The 13,995-nt window shown below is 65.2% G+C and carries 16 protein-coding genes; 7 read left to right on the plus strand and 9 right to left on the minus strand.

Features of this window, described 5'->3' with window-relative positions:
* Nucleotides 1-175 precede the first annotated feature (175 nt).
* Together fliJ and fliI are read right to left on the minus strand one after the other, a co-directional pair.
* Complete coding sequence (fliJ, locus tag ACE10X_RS33920) at nucleotides 176-595, minus strand: flagellar export protein FliJ (RefSeq protein WP_016848565.1); 420 nt, start codon at nucleotides 593-595, stop codon at nucleotides 176-178.
* A 108-nt stretch (nucleotides 596-703) separates the two neighbouring features.
* On the minus strand, nucleotides 704-2,029 hold the full coding sequence (fliI, locus tag ACE10X_RS33925) for a flagellar protein export ATPase FliI (RefSeq protein WP_304556722.1): 1,326 nt from the start codon (nucleotides 2,027-2,029) through the stop codon (nucleotides 704-706).
* Nucleotides 2,030-2,396: 367 nt separating this feature from the next.
* Here fliI and ctrA point away from each other — a divergent pair, with 367 nt between their 5' ends.
* The 5 genes from ctrA to ACE10X_RS33950 all read left to right on the plus strand — a co-directional run bounded on the left by ctrA (nucleotide 2,397) and on the right by ACE10X_RS33950 (nucleotide 5,614).
* Nucleotides 2,397-3,098 carry a response regulator transcription factor CtrA gene (gene ctrA / locus ACE10X_RS33930; RefSeq protein ID WP_016848562.1) on the plus strand — a complete coding sequence of 234 codons (702 nt, stop codon included), beginning with the start codon at nucleotides 2,397-2,399 and terminating at the stop codon, nucleotides 3,096-3,098.
* Between the two features lie 167 nt (nucleotides 3,099-3,265).
* Nucleotides 3,266-3,670, plus strand: a complete 405-nt coding sequence (locus ACE10X_RS33935) for a DUF350 domain-containing protein (protein ID WP_016848561.1) — start codon at nucleotides 3,266-3,268, stop codon at nucleotides 3,668-3,670.
* 16 nt (nucleotides 3,671-3,686) lie between these two features.
* Entirely contained in the window at nucleotides 3,687-4,091 is a 405-nt protein-coding gene (locus ACE10X_RS33940; protein WP_038382811.1) for a hypothetical protein, read from the plus strand.
* Entirely contained in the window at nucleotides 4,091-4,423 is a 333-nt protein-coding gene (locus ACE10X_RS33945) for a hypothetical protein (RefSeq protein WP_038382810.1), read from the plus strand. Before ACE10X_RS33940 ends, ACE10X_RS33945 begins: the two co-directional genes overlap by 1 nt.
* A gap of 33 nt (nucleotides 4,424-4,456) precedes the next feature.
* Entirely contained in the window at nucleotides 4,457-5,614 is a 1,158-nt protein-coding gene (locus tag ACE10X_RS33950; RefSeq protein ID WP_038382809.1) for a glutathionylspermidine synthase family protein, read from the plus strand.
* A 150-nt stretch (nucleotides 5,615-5,764) separates the two neighbouring features.
* On the opposite strand, the gene ACE10X_RS33955 is transcribed toward ACE10X_RS33950, so the two are convergent.
* The 5 genes from ACE10X_RS33955 to ACE10X_RS33975 all read right to left on the minus strand — a co-directional run bounded on the left by ACE10X_RS33955 (nucleotide 5,765) and on the right by ACE10X_RS33975 (nucleotide 11,612).
* A complete protein-coding gene (locus tag ACE10X_RS33955; RefSeq protein WP_038382808.1) occupies nucleotides 5,765-6,637 on the minus strand; it encodes a protein-glutamate O-methyltransferase CheR in 873 nt (290 codons plus the stop codon).
* Complete coding sequence (locus tag ACE10X_RS33960; protein ID WP_038382807.1) at nucleotides 6,634-7,800, minus strand: chemotaxis response regulator protein-glutamate methylesterase; 1,167 nt, start codon at nucleotides 7,798-7,800, stop codon at nucleotides 6,634-6,636. Before ACE10X_RS33960 ends, ACE10X_RS33955 begins: the two co-directional genes overlap by 4 nt.
* 130 nt (nucleotides 7,801-7,930) lie before the next feature.
* Nucleotides 7,931-8,296 (minus strand): PleD family two-component system response regulator, encoded by a 366-nt coding sequence (locus ACE10X_RS33965; protein ID WP_304556727.1) that lies wholly within the window; start codon nucleotides 8,294-8,296, stop codon nucleotides 7,931-7,933.
* Between the two features lie 63 nt (nucleotides 8,297-8,359).
* A complete protein-coding gene (locus ACE10X_RS33970; RefSeq protein WP_155262142.1) occupies nucleotides 8,360-8,830 on the minus strand; it encodes a chemotaxis protein CheW in 471 nt (156 codons plus the stop codon).
* A gap of 22 nt (nucleotides 8,831-8,852) precedes the next feature.
* The gene (locus ACE10X_RS33975) at nucleotides 8,853-11,612 is read right to left on the minus strand and encodes a chemotaxis protein CheW (protein ID WP_375763423.1); all 2,760 of its coding nucleotides are present in this window, start codon (nucleotides 11,610-11,612) and stop codon (nucleotides 8,853-8,855) included.
* On the opposite strand from ACE10X_RS33975, the gene ACE10X_RS33980 reads away from it, so the two are divergent.
* Entirely contained in the window at nucleotides 11,611-11,793 is a 183-nt protein-coding gene (locus ACE10X_RS33980) for a hypothetical protein (protein ID WP_157788041.1), read from the plus strand. The two genes, ACE10X_RS33975 and ACE10X_RS33980, sit on opposite strands and share 2 nt — an antisense overlap.
* 20 nt (nucleotides 11,794-11,813) lie before the next feature.
* On the opposite strand, the gene chpT is transcribed toward ACE10X_RS33980, so the two are convergent.
* Nucleotides 11,814-12,461, minus strand: a complete 648-nt coding sequence (gene chpT, locus ACE10X_RS33985; protein WP_038386301.1) for a histidine phosphotransferase ChpT — start codon at nucleotides 12,459-12,461, stop codon at nucleotides 11,814-11,816.
* Between the two features lie 155 nt (nucleotides 12,462-12,616).
* Here chpT and cysQ point away from each other — a divergent pair, with 155 nt between their 5' ends.
* The gene (gene cysQ, locus ACE10X_RS33990) at nucleotides 12,617-13,444 is read left to right on the plus strand and encodes a 3'(2'),5'-bisphosphate nucleotidase CysQ (RefSeq protein ID WP_038386295.1); all 828 of its coding nucleotides are present in this window, start codon (nucleotides 12,617-12,619) and stop codon (nucleotides 13,442-13,444) included.
* Here cysQ and ACE10X_RS33995 read toward each other — a convergent pair whose 3' ends face one another.
* Nucleotides 13,445-13,909, minus strand: coding sequence for a YHS domain-containing (seleno)protein (locus tag ACE10X_RS33995; RefSeq protein WP_038386294.1), 465 nt, complete (start codon nucleotides 13,907-13,909; stop codon nucleotides 13,445-13,447). It abuts the gene before it with no gap.
* Nucleotides 13,910-13,995 lie beyond the last annotated feature (86 nt).

A 13,995-nucleotide genomic window follows, 5' to 3' on the forward strand; every position in this document is an offset into this window, starting at 1 on the left:
TCGCGTCATTGCCACCGTGCCGCCGATCATCCCGTCCGGAAACCGGTGGTAGCATATTTTGGGACACCACGATCCGCCAAATGGCCGACAGGTCGCCGGCTTGTGGACAGCGCCCAGCAAAAAGCCCGGGCGATCGGCCCGGGCTCTCAATCTGGTCAGCCGAGGGAGCGAAGTCTCAGGCGATGACGCCGAGACGGGCCCGCATCAGGCCGATCGAATCCATGTCGGCTTGTTCGCGAGCGCTCTCCTCCGCGCGTTCGCGCGCCTGGTCGCGCTCGTCGAGCAGCTCGACCTTCTTCAATTCCTCGAATGCCTCCGACAGCAGCGCCTTGGCGTCGTCGAGCTGGGCGCGCAGTTCGTCGGCCGAACGGGTCAGGTTCTCGCGGCGCTGGATCGCGGCCTTGGCATAGGTCGGATAGGCGAAGTGCGTGGGGTCGTTGATCCCGGCGCGCTCCTGCTCGGTCTGGATCTCGCGCTCGAGCTCGACCGACATGCGCTGGAAGTCGGCGATCATGCCTTCGATCTGGGTAACCCGACGGCGCTTTTCGTCGACCTGAAATTTCTTCAGGCGGATCAGCGTTTCACGTGACTTCATCGACTCATACTCCCCAGAAGTCCCAAATCTGAACGCGGGACAGAGCCGGCTCCCCGCTGGGCCCCGCCGGCATAGCTATGGTGTGCCGACGATGATGGCCTGACAAAGTTAGCGTTCCGTTTCCAAACCCGACAGGATTTGAGCCAGTTGCCGGTAGCCGTCGGCAAGGCTGGTCGCCTCGTCCTTGGCCTGGCGCAGGTAGGCCTCGAGCGGCTCATGCAGCCGGATCGCCTCGTCGACCTCCGCGCTGGAACCCGGCCGGTAGGCCCCGAGCCGGATCAATTCCTCCATGTCGGCATAGGTCGCCATCACCTGCCGCGCCTTGTTGATGTAGGGCAGGAAGTCGGGGTCGGCCGACCGCGGCATGGTGCGCGAGACCGACTTGAGGATGTTGACCGCCGGATAGCGGCCGCGCTCGGCGATCACCCGCTGCATCACGATATGACCGTCGAGGATGCCGCGCACCGCATCCGCGATCGGCTCATTGTGATCGTCGCCGTCGACCAGCACCGTGAAGATCGCGGTGATGGTGCCGTCGCCGGTGCCCGGCCCTGCCCGCTCGAGCAGCTTGGGCAATTCAGTGAACACGGTCGGCGTGTAGCCCTTGGCGGTCGGCGGCTCGCCCGCCGAGAGGCCGATCTCGCGCTGCGCCATCGCAAAGCGCGTCACCGAGTCCATCAGGCACAGCACATCCTGTTCCTCGTCGCGGAAATACTCCGCGATGGCGAGCGTCAGATACGCGGCCTGGCGCCGCATCAGCGCCGGCTCGTCCGAGGTGGCAACCACCACGACCGAGCGCGCCAGCCCCTCCTCGCCGAGATCCTCCTGGAGGAATTCCTGCACCTCGCGGCCGCGTTCGCCGATCAGCCCGATCACCGAGATCGCGGCATCGACGTTGCGCGCCAGCATCGACAGCAGCACCGACTTGCCGACGCCCGAGCCGGCGAAGATGCCGAGCCGCTGACCGCGGCAGCAGGTCAGGAAGGTATTGAGACCGCGCACGCCGAGATCGAGCGGCGGGCCGACCCGCTTGCGCGAATGCGCCGGCGGCGGCGAGTTGCGGTAGGACATCGGCGAAGCGCCCTGCACCAGCGGGCCTTTGCCGTCGATCGGCTCACCCATCGCGTTGACGACGCGGCCGAGCCATGCCGGCGACGGCCGCACTTGGCTCGCCGCATTGGCGATCACCGCGCGGCAACCGCGCCTAACGCCATCCAATCCGCCGAACGGCATCACCACCGCGTTCTCGCCAGAGAAGCCGATCACCTCGGCAGGGATGAAGCGGCCCGCGCCGACGTCGATCACGATGCGGGCGCCGACCGACATCGCGTGGATCGGTCCCGCGATCTCGACCATCAGCCCGCGGACGCCGACCACGCGGCCATAAATATTGACGCCGTCGATGTCGCCGATCTGCTCCGCGAGCGCCTTCATTGCGAAAACCTTAAGTTTCCACGATTTTGCTCCGGCCGCTTAACTTCGTGTTTACCCGCATCATTAATCATTGCGTCACTGTCTTTGGTGACTGAGGTCGCTTGCCCATCAGAAGAAGGGCGAGTCGCGAGAGTCGGTTAGGCCCGCCTCTTAATGTGGAAACTGAACGAGCGCGGTTAGGAAAAGCTTCTTCTACGCAACATCTTAGGGCGATTCGACAAAAATTGCACGGTTAGAGCTTGCGTCGAGGAATCAGTTTTTGTTAACCATATCTCGTCAGGATCCGAATCAGTTGTTCAAAGGCGTTTTGTGAGTGCCGCAAGTGCGGCCGACCTGACGCCCGGAGCGGCGACTATAGGGGACTGGCATGCGCGTTTTGCTGATTGAAGATGACAGCGCCGTCGCGCAGTCGATCGAATTGATGCTCAAGTCCGAGAGTTTCAACGTCTACACGACGGACCTCGGCGAAGAGGGCGTCGATCTCGGCAAGCTTTACGACTACGACATCATCCTTCTCGACCTCAACCTGCCCGACATGTCCGGCTACGACGTGCTCAAGCAGCTCCGGGTGTCGAAGATCAAAACTCCCATTCTGATCCTCTCCGGCCTCGCCGGCATCGAGGACAAGGTCAAGGGTCTCGGCGTCGGCGCCGACGACTACATGACCAAGCCCTTCCACAAGGACGAACTGGTCGCCCGCATCCACGCGATCGTGCGCCGCTCCAAGGGCCACGCCCAGTCGGTCATCCAGACCGGCGATCTCGTCGTCAATCTCGACACCAAGACGGTCGAGGTCGGCGGCCAGCGCGTGCACCTGACCGGCAAGGAATACCAGATGCTGGAGCTGCTCTCGCTCCGCAAGGGCACCACCCTCACCAAGGAAATGTTCCTCAACCATCTCTATGGCGGCATGGACGAGCCGGAGCTGAAGATCATCGACGTCTTCATCTGCAAGCTCCGCAAGAAGCTCGCCAACGCCTCCGAAGGCCGCAACTTCATCGAGACCGTGTGGGGCCGCGGCTACGTGCTGCGCGAGCCGCACGAGGCTGACGAGCGCATTCCCGCCTGACCTTCTGGGCCCGCAGAGAACCGCAAGGTTCGCTCCTCACGACCTGAACCCCGCCGCAAATGGCGGGGTTTTTGTTTGGGATTGAACCGGCTGTCGGCATGCGCCGACCAAGGGAACGTGCAATCCTGCCTCGCGCGAATCCCGACGAACTCCCGGACCGCCCCGACATGATCCTGCAATCCCTCGCCGGCCTGCCGGCGTTCCTGGTCTATTTCTGCACGGCACTGATCGCCGTGGTCGCCTACCTCTTCGTCTACACGCGCGTCACGCCGCACGATGAATTCCAGCTGATCCGCGACAACGATCCGGCGGCGGCGATTGCGCTGGGCTTAAGCCTGCTCGGCTTCGTGCTGCCGGTGGTCAGTGCCATCGCCCACTCCGCCAATGTCGTGGACTGCCTGATCTGGAGCATCATCGCGCTGATCGTGCAGATCATCGTCTATTACATCGTGAAGATCCCGGTGCCGAACCTGTCGGCGCGAATCGCCTCCGGCGAAATGGCGCCGGCGATCTGGCTCGGGCTGTCCTCGCTGGCCGCAGGCGCGCTGAACGCGGCCTGCATGATCTACTGAGCCGTTGAGCCAAACCATGGCGCGCAAACCGAACCCGGACTTCGGCAAACGGCGACCGGTCGTGCCGGCGGTGCCCACGCCGCCGCGGCCGGACGCGCCGTCCAAGCGCTCCAACCACGTCGCGCTGCTCTTGATGGGCACGCTCGCGGTCGGCGGCAGTGCCTACGCGCTGATGCCGCGGCCGAATTGCCAGCCGGTGCCGCCGGGCGTCACCGCACCGGGCGTCGCCGCGCCGGTCCCGCCGCAACCGGGCGTCGACTGCACGGCGCGCAGTTCCTCGTCGGGCGGCAGCGGCGGCTCGTCGCGCAGCAGCTTCTACAGCAGCTCCTCGTCGAGCGGCTCCTCTTCTTCGTCGAGCTCGTCGGTGAGCCGCGGCGGCTTCGGTTCATTCGCGCATGCGTTCGGCTTCAGCGGTGGCTGATGCGCATGTTGCTGTGTCATCGCCATGTCATCCCGCTTTCGCTTGCCCGGCGAGCGCAGCTGATGGAAACTCGCCATGGCTCCGCAGACGGCAAGGCAGGGATTGCGTCCATGAAACGCTCGCGCCGCGTATGGCTGAAATTGATGGGAAATATCGCGATCGGCGCGGCGTCGATCGGCCTGACGACAAGCCATGCCCGCAGCCACCATCACCACGCAGGGCACGACGCGAAGCGAAAGCCCGCGGAACGGTCGCCCTCCGGCGGCTTCGGCGGCGCGCCGCGCACCATCGCCCGCTACGGCGACGACGATCCGTCGCATGGCGGAAGCTGACACCAGGCTGACGAGCTAGCGCGGTTTCCCCTCATGCAACGCATCGCATGTCCCGAACGCGACGATTGGCGGACGACCGCCGAGAACGCCGGCTTCACCTTCCACACCATCGACGGCGAACGTTACTGGGACGAGCGCGCCTATTACGCCTTCACGCTGGACGAGATCGAGCGCTCGATCGAGACGCCGACCGGCGAGATCGACGCGATGTGTCTCGAGCTCGCCGGACGCGCGATCAAGGATGAGCGCTATCTGCGCCGGCTGAAGATACCGGAGGCGTTCTGGGATCTGATCGCGGCAAGTTGGCGCCGCAAGAATCCGAGCCTGTACGGCCGGCTCGATCTCACCTTCGACGGCCGCGGCCCGGCCAAGCTGCTCGAATACAATGCCGACACGCCGACCTCGATCTTCGAGGCCGCGGTGTTTCAATGGACCTGGCTCGAACAGGCGATCCAACGCAACATCGTCCCGAAGCGCGCCGACCAGTTCAACTCGATCCACGACCGGCTGATCGAGGCCTGGAAGAGGATCGGCGCGACCCACCCGCTGCATCTCACCGGACTGACCGGAAATCCCGAGGACGCCGGCACGCTCGCCTATCTCGAGGACACCGCGGCGCAGGCCGGGCTGAAGACCACGCTACTCGACATCGAAGAGATCGGACTGCGCGACGACGGTCAGTTCGTCGACCTCGACGAGCGCCCGATCGCGCTCGCGTTCAAGCTCTATCCCTGGGAGTGGATGTTCCACGACGCGTTCGGCAAGAACCTCTCGACCGCGCCGACGCAGTGGATCGAGCCGCCGTGGAAGGCGATCCTCTCCAACAAGGGCATCCTGCCGCTGCTCTGGGAGATGTTCCCGAACCATCCCAATCTGCTGCCGGCCTATTTCGAGGACGACCCGCAGGCCGCCCAACTCGGCACGTCGTTCGTGCGCAAGCCGATCTATTCGCGCGAGGGCGCCAATGTCGAACTGGTCAGCGCCGGCGTCACGCTGGTCGCCGAGCAAGGCCCCTACGGCGCAGAAGGCTTCATCCGTCAGGCGCTGGCGCCGCTGCCGAACTTTTCCGGGCAGTATCCGGTACTCGGCAGCTGGCTGGTCGACGGCACGCCCTGCGGGCTGTCGATTCGAGAGGACGAAAATCCGATCACCGGCAACACCTCGCGCTTCCTGCCGCACGCGATTTTGTAGTGCGTCGACGCGGTTGCGCTTTTAACCCCGTCATCCTGAGGAGCGCGCAGCGCGTCTCGAAGGATGCACGGCCCCGCTGGTGGCCGTCGACCCTTCGAGACGCCGCTTCGCGGTCCTCAGGGTGACGGAGTTAAAGCGAGATGTCTCGCCTCACCGCGCGGCAGACGCAACCGCCTTCAGCACATGCAGCGCGGCGCCGGCGCGCGCGACTGGCGCAGTGTTCGGCTGATACAGCCCGCGCCGGTCGGGATAGGGCCTGAACAGATTGGTGATGCCGACCACGGATTCCGCCGCGCCAAGCGCCAATACGCCGTCAGGCTCGAGCATCCGGGCCACCTTGCCGAAGATGCCGGCCTTGGTCTGCTGATCGAAATAGATCAGCACGTTGCGGCAGAAGATCACGTCGAAGGTGCCGAGATGCGACAGGTCCTGCAACAGATTGAGCTGGCGGTGCTGCACCATGCCGCGGATGTCGGCGTTGAGCTGCCAGAGCTCGCCCTTCTGCGCGAAATACTTCACCAGCAGCTGGATCGGCAGGCCGCGCTGCACCTCGAACTGGCTGAACAGGCCGGCCCTGGCCTTTTCCAGCACCGCCTGCGACAGGTCGGTGGCGATGATCTCGATCCGCCAGCCGGCAAACAGCGCGGTCATCTCCTTCAGCAGCATCGCGATCGAATAGGGCTCCTGCCCGGTCGACGACGCCGCGCACCAGATGCGCAAGCTGCGGCGCGCCGCACGCGCCTGCGCGAGCGCGGGCAGCACCGCTTCCTTCAGATGGTCGAACGGGATCTTGTCGCGAAAGAAGAAGGTTTCGTTGGTGGTCATCGCTTCGACCACCTCCGACGTCAGCAGTTCGGCGCCGCCCTTCATCCGCTGGACCAGCTCGGGAATGCCATTGAGATTCGACCTGCGCGCCAGCAGCAGCAGGCGACTCTCGACCAGATATTGCTTGTCGGCCGACAGATCGAGGCCGGAACGTTCCTTCAGCAGCTTACGCAGATACTCGTAGTCCAGCGGCGTCACGAACGGTCTCCCGCAAACACGCGAACAAGCTTCGGCGCGATCTGATTGAGCGGCAGCACCGCCGCGCAGATGCCGGCATTGACCGCTGCACCCGGCATGCCCCACACCACGCTGGTCGCCTCGTCCTGGGCGATCACGCTGCCGCCGGCGGCGACGATGTCCTTGCCGCCGCGCATGCCGTCGGAGCCCATGCCGGTCAGGATCACCGACATGATGCTGCCCTGCCAGACGTCGATCGCGGAGGTGAACATCGGATCCACCGCGGGCTTGCAGAAATTGACCGGTGGCCCGTCGTCGAGCGCGATCGTCGCATCGACGCCGTGGCGCGCGACGCGCATGTGGCGCCCGCCCGGCGCCAGATAGATCTGGCCCGGCTTGATGCTCTCGCCGTCGATCCCCTCATGCGCCGGCCGCTTGCTGGTGCGCGCCAGATGCTCGGCGAGAATGGTCGTGAAGGTCGGCGGCATGTGCTGGGTGATCAGCACCGGGAAGCGATCGATCACCGCGCCGATCTCGGCGACCAGCGTCATCAGCGCCTGCGGTCCGCCGGTCGACGAGCCGATCAGCAGCACCTTGGGCGGCAGCAGGCCGAACGAACGGCGCGTGACCTGGGCAGGCGCCGTGTGCGCGGCAGCGGGAGCCAACGGACGCGGTCTGTCATGACCGGGCGCAAGCGGCGGGCTTGCGGTCGTGTGCACCGGGCTGCGCCGCGCCTTGGCGCCGAGATGACGGATCTTCTGGATCAGGTCGTGGCGGAAGGTTTCCGCGGCGGTCGCCTCGCGCGTGCTTTCCGGCTTCGGAATGTAGTCAGACGCACCGAGCGAGAGCGCCTTCAGGCTGATCTCCGCGTTGCGGCGGGTCAGCGTCGAGGCCATGATGACGACGAGATCGCGCTTCTTCGCCAGCAGCTGCGGCAGCGCCGAGATGCCGTCGAGGTCGGGCATCTCGATATCGAGCACCGCGACATCGGGGTTGATGCGTTCGAGCTGGTTGACGGCGTCGAGGCCGGTGCGCAGCGAGGCGACGACCTCCATGTCGGGCTCGGCGCCGATCCAGCGCGAGATCATCCCGCGGATCACCACGGAATCGTCGACCACCATCACCCGCACCTTGTCGGAACGGGTCGATGTCGGGACCGCAGTACTTGTCAACGCAACACTCATGACTTCACCAGCGACGCAACACGACGCACAACAACCGTTGAGCCGAAGGCTTCTGCCGCCGGATCGAACGAAGAATCTAAGTCAGCATGATCTTCTCGGAAAACCGGTTCCCACTTTTCCGGATCATGCTCTAAATCAGTCCGACTTCCTGGAACTTCGCGGTGACGATGTCCCGGTCGAACGGCTTCATGATGTACTCGTTGGCACCGGCATGCAGCGCGCGTGCGATATGCGCGACGTCATTCTCGGTGGTGCAGAACACGACCTTGGGCTGATCGCCGCCGGGCATGCGGCGGAGATTGCCAAGAAACTCGTAGCCGTCCATGACCGGCATGTTCCAGTCGAGCAGCACGGCATCCGGCATCGCGCGCTTGCAGGCCTCGAGCGCCTTGGCGCCGTCCTCGGCCTCGACGATCTGGAAGTCGAGCCCTTCCAGGATGCGGCGGGCGACCTTGCGAATGACGCTTGAGTCATCGACAACAAGACAGGTTCTCATCTGCGACCTCTACTTCCTCATCCCCGGTGGGATGTTTCAGTTCTTCAGTTCGGGCGGCCCTGTTCACGCCGCTTTGGCGTCGGGCACCAGTTCGAGCACGCGATCGACATCGAGGACGACCATGAGCTGGCCGTCGAGGCGGTGGACGCCGCCGGCGAGCTTGGCCATGCGGGGATCGAGGTTGACCGGATTGTCCTCGCGGCTGTCGTCGGGCAGCCGCAGCACCTCGCCGATCTGGTCGATCAACAGGCCATAGGATTCGCCGCGCTGGTCGACGCCGACCGCCATCGGAGGCTTACCGTCATCGGCCTTCGGCAGCCCGAGCCGGGCGCGCATGTCGACCACGGTGACGATGCGGCCGCGCAGATTGAGCACGCCGGCGATCTCGCTGGAGGCCAGCGGCACCCGCGTCAGCCGCTCCGGCATGAACACGTCCTGCACCCGCGAGATCGGCAGCCCGAACAGCTGCCCGCCGATCACGGCGGTGACGTATTCGGCCATCGCGCCTTCGCTGGTCTCGGTCTTGCTGGTCATCGGTCTCTGTCCTTATCCCGTGTCAGGCCGCGCGCCGCAGTTCGGCGGTCTGCTCTTTCAGCGCCGCGATCAGCCCGGGACGATCAAACTTGGCGACATAGTCGTGGAAGCCGGCCTGCCGGCCGCGCTCGATCGCCGCCGGCGACACCATCGCCGACAGCGCGATGATCGGCAGCTGGTTGAAGTTGTGGTCACTTCGGATGTTCTCGGCGAACTCAAAACCGTTCATCTCGGGCATCTCGATGTCGGTCAGCACGACGTCGAAGCTTTGTCCCGAACGCAGCGCGGCGAGCCCTTCCTGCGCGCCGCCCGCGGTCCTGACCTTGTAGCCGGCGGCTTTCAAGACCGGCGCCAGCATGTTGCGGAAGAACGCGGAGTCGTCGACCAGCAGCACCGACTGCGCCGAGGCCGACGGGCGCATCTCCTTGCGCGAGAACCAGTCGGCGAACGCCATCGGCAGGAAGTGGCCGACGTCGATCACCTCGGTGGCCTGGCCCTTGATCACGGCCGAGCCGAGGATGCCGTCCTGCGAACCCGCGACCTCGATGTTGAGCCGCTCCTCGACGATGTCGATGATCTCGTCGACCACGAGCCCCATCGAGCGGCCGTCGTCGGCGAACACCAGGATCGGCTGCGAGCCCTGCGACTGCACCTCGACGCCGGCCATCTGCACCAGCGGCATCAGCTGCTCGCGGTACTGCACCATGTAGCGGCCGTTCGAGAGCTCGATCTTGTCGGTTGCGATCTCCTCCAGCCGGGTGACGAGGCCGAGCGGCACCGCCTTGGGCTGCGAGGAGCCGGCGCGGAACACCAGCAGCGAGGTCAGCTGCTCGCCGCTCGCGGCATGCGCCGCGGCATTGTCGTCGGCCAGGTCATGGGCCGAGGAGCCGGACGCGCCGAGGGCTTTCGCGATGCCGTTGGGGTCGATGATCATGATCACCGCGCCATCGCCCAAAATGGTGTTGCCGGAGAACATGTCGATGTGCCGCAGCTTGGTCGACATCGGCTTGACCACGATCTCCTCGGTGTGGAACACGCCGTCGACCACAATGCCGAAGGTCTGGCTGCCGACTTGCGTGACCACGATGAAGCCGTTCTCGGCATCGGTCGTGGTCGCGCCGTCGTCGATCTTGAGCAGCTTCTTGAGATGGATCAGCGGCAGCAGCTTGTTGCGCAGCCGCAAGACTGCGGTGTCCTTGATCCGCTCGATGCGGTGCTCGGAGTTGGCGCGGGCCCGCACCAGCTCGACCACAGACAATTGGGGAATCGCAAAGCGGTCGCCGCCGGCTTCCACGATCAAGGCGGAGACGATCGCCAGGGTCAGCGGGATCTTGATGGTGACCGAGGCGCCCTCGCCGGCCACGCTCTTGATGTCGATGGTGCCGCCGATCTGGTCGATATTGGTGCGCACCACGTCCATGCCGACGCCGCGGCCGGACACCGAGGTCACTTGCGCGGCGGTCGAGAAGCCCGGCGCGAAGATGAACTTGTGGATCTGGGCCTCGGTCATCTTCTCCAGCTCGGCCTCGGTGACGAGACCGTTCTGGAGCGCCTTGGCCTTGATCCGCTCGGTGTTGAGCCCGCGGCCATTGTCGGCGATGCAGATGATGATGTGGCCGCCTTCGTGATAGGCGGAGAGGCGAATGGTGCCCTGCTCTCCCTTGCCGGCCGCGACCCGCTCGGCGGTGGTCTCCAGCCCATGGTCGGCGGAGTTGCGCACCATGTGCGTCAACGGATCCTTGATCAGGTCGAGCACCTGGCGGTCGAGCTCGGTGTCGGCGCCGTGCATCTCCAGCTCGATCTGCTTGCCGAGTTCGCCGGAGAGGTCGCGGACGATGCGCGGCAGCTTCTGCCAGGCATTGCCGATCGGCTGCATGCGCGTCTTCATGACGCCTTCCTGCAGCTCGGCGGTGACGTTGGAGAGCCGCTGCAACGGCACCTTGAACTCGGTGTCCTCGTTGCGCCTCGAGATCTCCAGCAGCTGGTTGCGGGTCAGCACCAGCTCGGAGACCATGGTCATGAGGTGTTCGAGGGTGTCGACATTGACCCGGATCGACTGGTTGGCGATCTTGTCGCCTTCCTGGACGTCTTCACCGGCGGCCTTGCGGGCCGGCTTCTTCGGCGCTTCGGCCGGCTCGGCTGCGGCGGCAGCAGGTGCAGGCTTCACGGCCGGCGCGGGTGCGGCGACTTCGGTCTCGGTCTCGCGGAAGGCGCGCTCGAGCTCGTCGAGCGAGACCTCGCCCGGACGCAGCGGACGCTCCAGCGTCTGCACCACCAGGGTGCCCTCGGTCATTGCCGCCTGCACCGACGGGGCTTCGACGACCGGCACGTCTTCTTCAGCCGCAGCCGGCATCGACTGCGTCGAGCCGGACGATATCGACTGCGTCGAATCGGACATCGCCGCCATGCCGTGCTCGACCATCGCTTCCAGCTGATCGATCAGGTCGCGGTCGTTGCCTTCAGGCTCAGCCTCGGTCGCCTCGAGGCCGCCGAGGATCTCCTTGATGCGGTCGATCGAGGACAGGATCAGCGTCACGGCTTCCGCCCTCACCGGCATGCCGTCGCGGAATTTGCCCATCAAGGTCTCGCCGGCATGCGCCAGCGCCTCGAGCCGCGGCAGCCCGAGGAAGCCACAGGTGCCCTTGATGGTGTGCACCAGGCGGAAAATGTTATCCAGGATCTTCGCGTTGTTCGGATCCTGCTCGAACTGCACCAGCTGATTGTCGACCGTATCCAGGCTCTCGCTGCTCTCCGTCAGGAACTCGCGCAACAGATCGTCCATGAAACCAACCTTCGAAAAACGCCGAAACGCTGCGGCGCGCGACATCGACGCGCCTGACGGGAACCCGGTCAGCTTCTCCGCAAAGCGTTTAAGTTTGGTTGAGCAAATGGAAAAGAACGGGATCAACAAAGAGATAAGACCGCGCGATCGAATCGCGCGGCCGGTCGTAACCTTTGCTTAATGATGTTCCCGCAGCCGCGTTCAGGACGCTGCGATAACGACCTTGTCGCCGTCGAGCGTCAGCGTCACTTTCAACCCGCAGGCTTCAGCCAGCAGGCGCGTGTAATGCGGCTGCACCGCGTGCGCATCGACCGTGTTCGACGAGCTTGCATTGAGCAGGTCGACGATGTTCTGCGGCACCCGCGCATTGAGGCCCGCGGCCAGGATGCGGAAGCTCATCGTCTCCCCCTCGCCGACCGGATCGATCGCGAGCGTGCCGCCGCGCGGGATCGTCTGCTGCGCGATGACCAGCATGTTCAACAGCAGCTTGACCCGGTTCTTGGGCAGCAGCAGCCGCGGCAAATTCCAGGTCAGCGTCACCTTGCCGTCCTCGATATGCCCCTTCGCCATGTTCTGGGCATCGCCGAGGTCGATCTGCGCGCCGGAGGAACCGGCCGCGCCGAACGCCAGCCGGCAGAACTGCAGTCGCGCCGAAGCGGTCTTGGCGCTCTTGCGAATCAGATCGAGCGCGAAGTCGCGATCTTCGGGCTTGGGATTGTCGTCAAGGACCTCAAGCCCATTGACGATCGCGCCGACCGGACTGATGAGATCGTGACAGACGCGCGAGCACAACAGCGCCGCGAGTTCGAGCGCATCGGGAGCGGGACCGGGAGACGAAGTGCCAGACATCAATTGTTTCCTGGAAAGCCGCACGCCGACCGAGGAGTGCGAATCACGCATGCCTGTCGGCTTGATACACCGCGCCGACGGATGCTGCCAGCTTGCGGGGAGGCTGATAAGGGAACACAAACAGGATATGCGACCCGCTGATATGAGACCCGCACATGAATAAGGCACAGCCGTCCTTGATCGGCTGCGAGGCCGCCGCCACGCTGCTCGAATCACTGACCGAACTGGTGATCCGGGCCGGCGAGGCGATTCTTGCGGTCAATCGTTCCGCGATGAATGTGACCGGCAAGAGCGACGGGTCGCCGGTCACCGAGGCCGATCTCGCCGCCGACCACATCATCGTGGAAGGCCTGACGCGGCTCGCGCCGCAGGTGTCGCTGCTGTCGGAGGAGCGCGTCCATCTGGCGACGCCGCCCTACAAGGACAGTTTCTTCCTGATCGATCCGCTCGACGGCACCAAGGAGTTCGTTGCCGGCCGCAATGAATTCACCGTCAATGTGGCGCTGGTCACGCAGGGCGTGCCGCTGCTCGGCATCGTCGGCGCACCGGCGCTCGGCCTGATCTGGCGCGGCATCGTCGGCAAGGGCGCGGAGCGGTTGAGGCTGCAGGGCGGCGCGGTTTCGCAGGCAGTGCCGATCAAGACCCGCCCCTGCCCGCCGCGCGGCGCGCCTTGGACGGTGGCAGTGAGCCGCTCGCATGGCGATGCGCGTACTGAATCCTTCATCGACGAGCGCGGCAGCGCGCTCCGCGCCGTGCTGGGTTCGGCCGTCAAATTCGGCCGCGTCGCCGAGGGCGACGTCGACATCTATCCCCGCCTGTCGCCGACATCCGAATGGGACGTGGCGGCCGGTCACGCGGTCGTCGTTGCGGCCGGCGGCAAGGTCACCGATTCGAAGGGAAGCCCGTTGCATTTCGGGCTCGGCCGCGAAGACTTTCTGGTGCCCGAATTCATCGCCTGGGGCGACCCGGCCGCTGCGCCGTGATCACTGCGCGAGATTGTCTTCCAGTTCCGGCCAACGCGCCGCGGCTTCCTTCAAAAAGCGCGCGGGATCGGCGGCGAACGCGTCACGGCTGCGTTCCCGGTTGAACAGGTAAAGCCTGTTCCCGACCACGGCCCAGAATCGCGGATTGCCCGCGCAGGTGACGCCCCGCACCAGATCGGTCGGATCGTAACCGCCGAATTGCGGGCCATAGATTTCAGGATGCGCCACGAACGAGGCGCGGTTGCCCTCGTTGCGGAAACGCCAGACCACGCCGCTCTCCGCGGCCTCGAATTCCGGCCGCCCCTGGGTGGCGGCGGCGTCGGTGAAATAAGCGACGGGATCGAATCCCTCGATCGCCAGTCCGGAGTAGCGGTTCGTCACCACGCGCTCGGTTGTGGTGGCCCGAACAGGCAAAGAGGGCCAGGCGGCCGCCAAAATGCCCGCCAACAGGCCGAAAAACGCCATCCCCCGGCACGATCCATATCTTTCCTGCCGTTGTGCCGTCATAGTTGATACCGATAACATCCGAGTCGAGGGGACACCGGGCGCAA

It is taken from the genome of Bradyrhizobium sp. Pha-3 (genome assembly GCF_042258325.1).
Taxonomy (GTDB): domain Bacteria; phylum Pseudomonadota; class Alphaproteobacteria; order Rhizobiales; family Xanthobacteraceae; genus Bradyrhizobium; species Bradyrhizobium elkanii.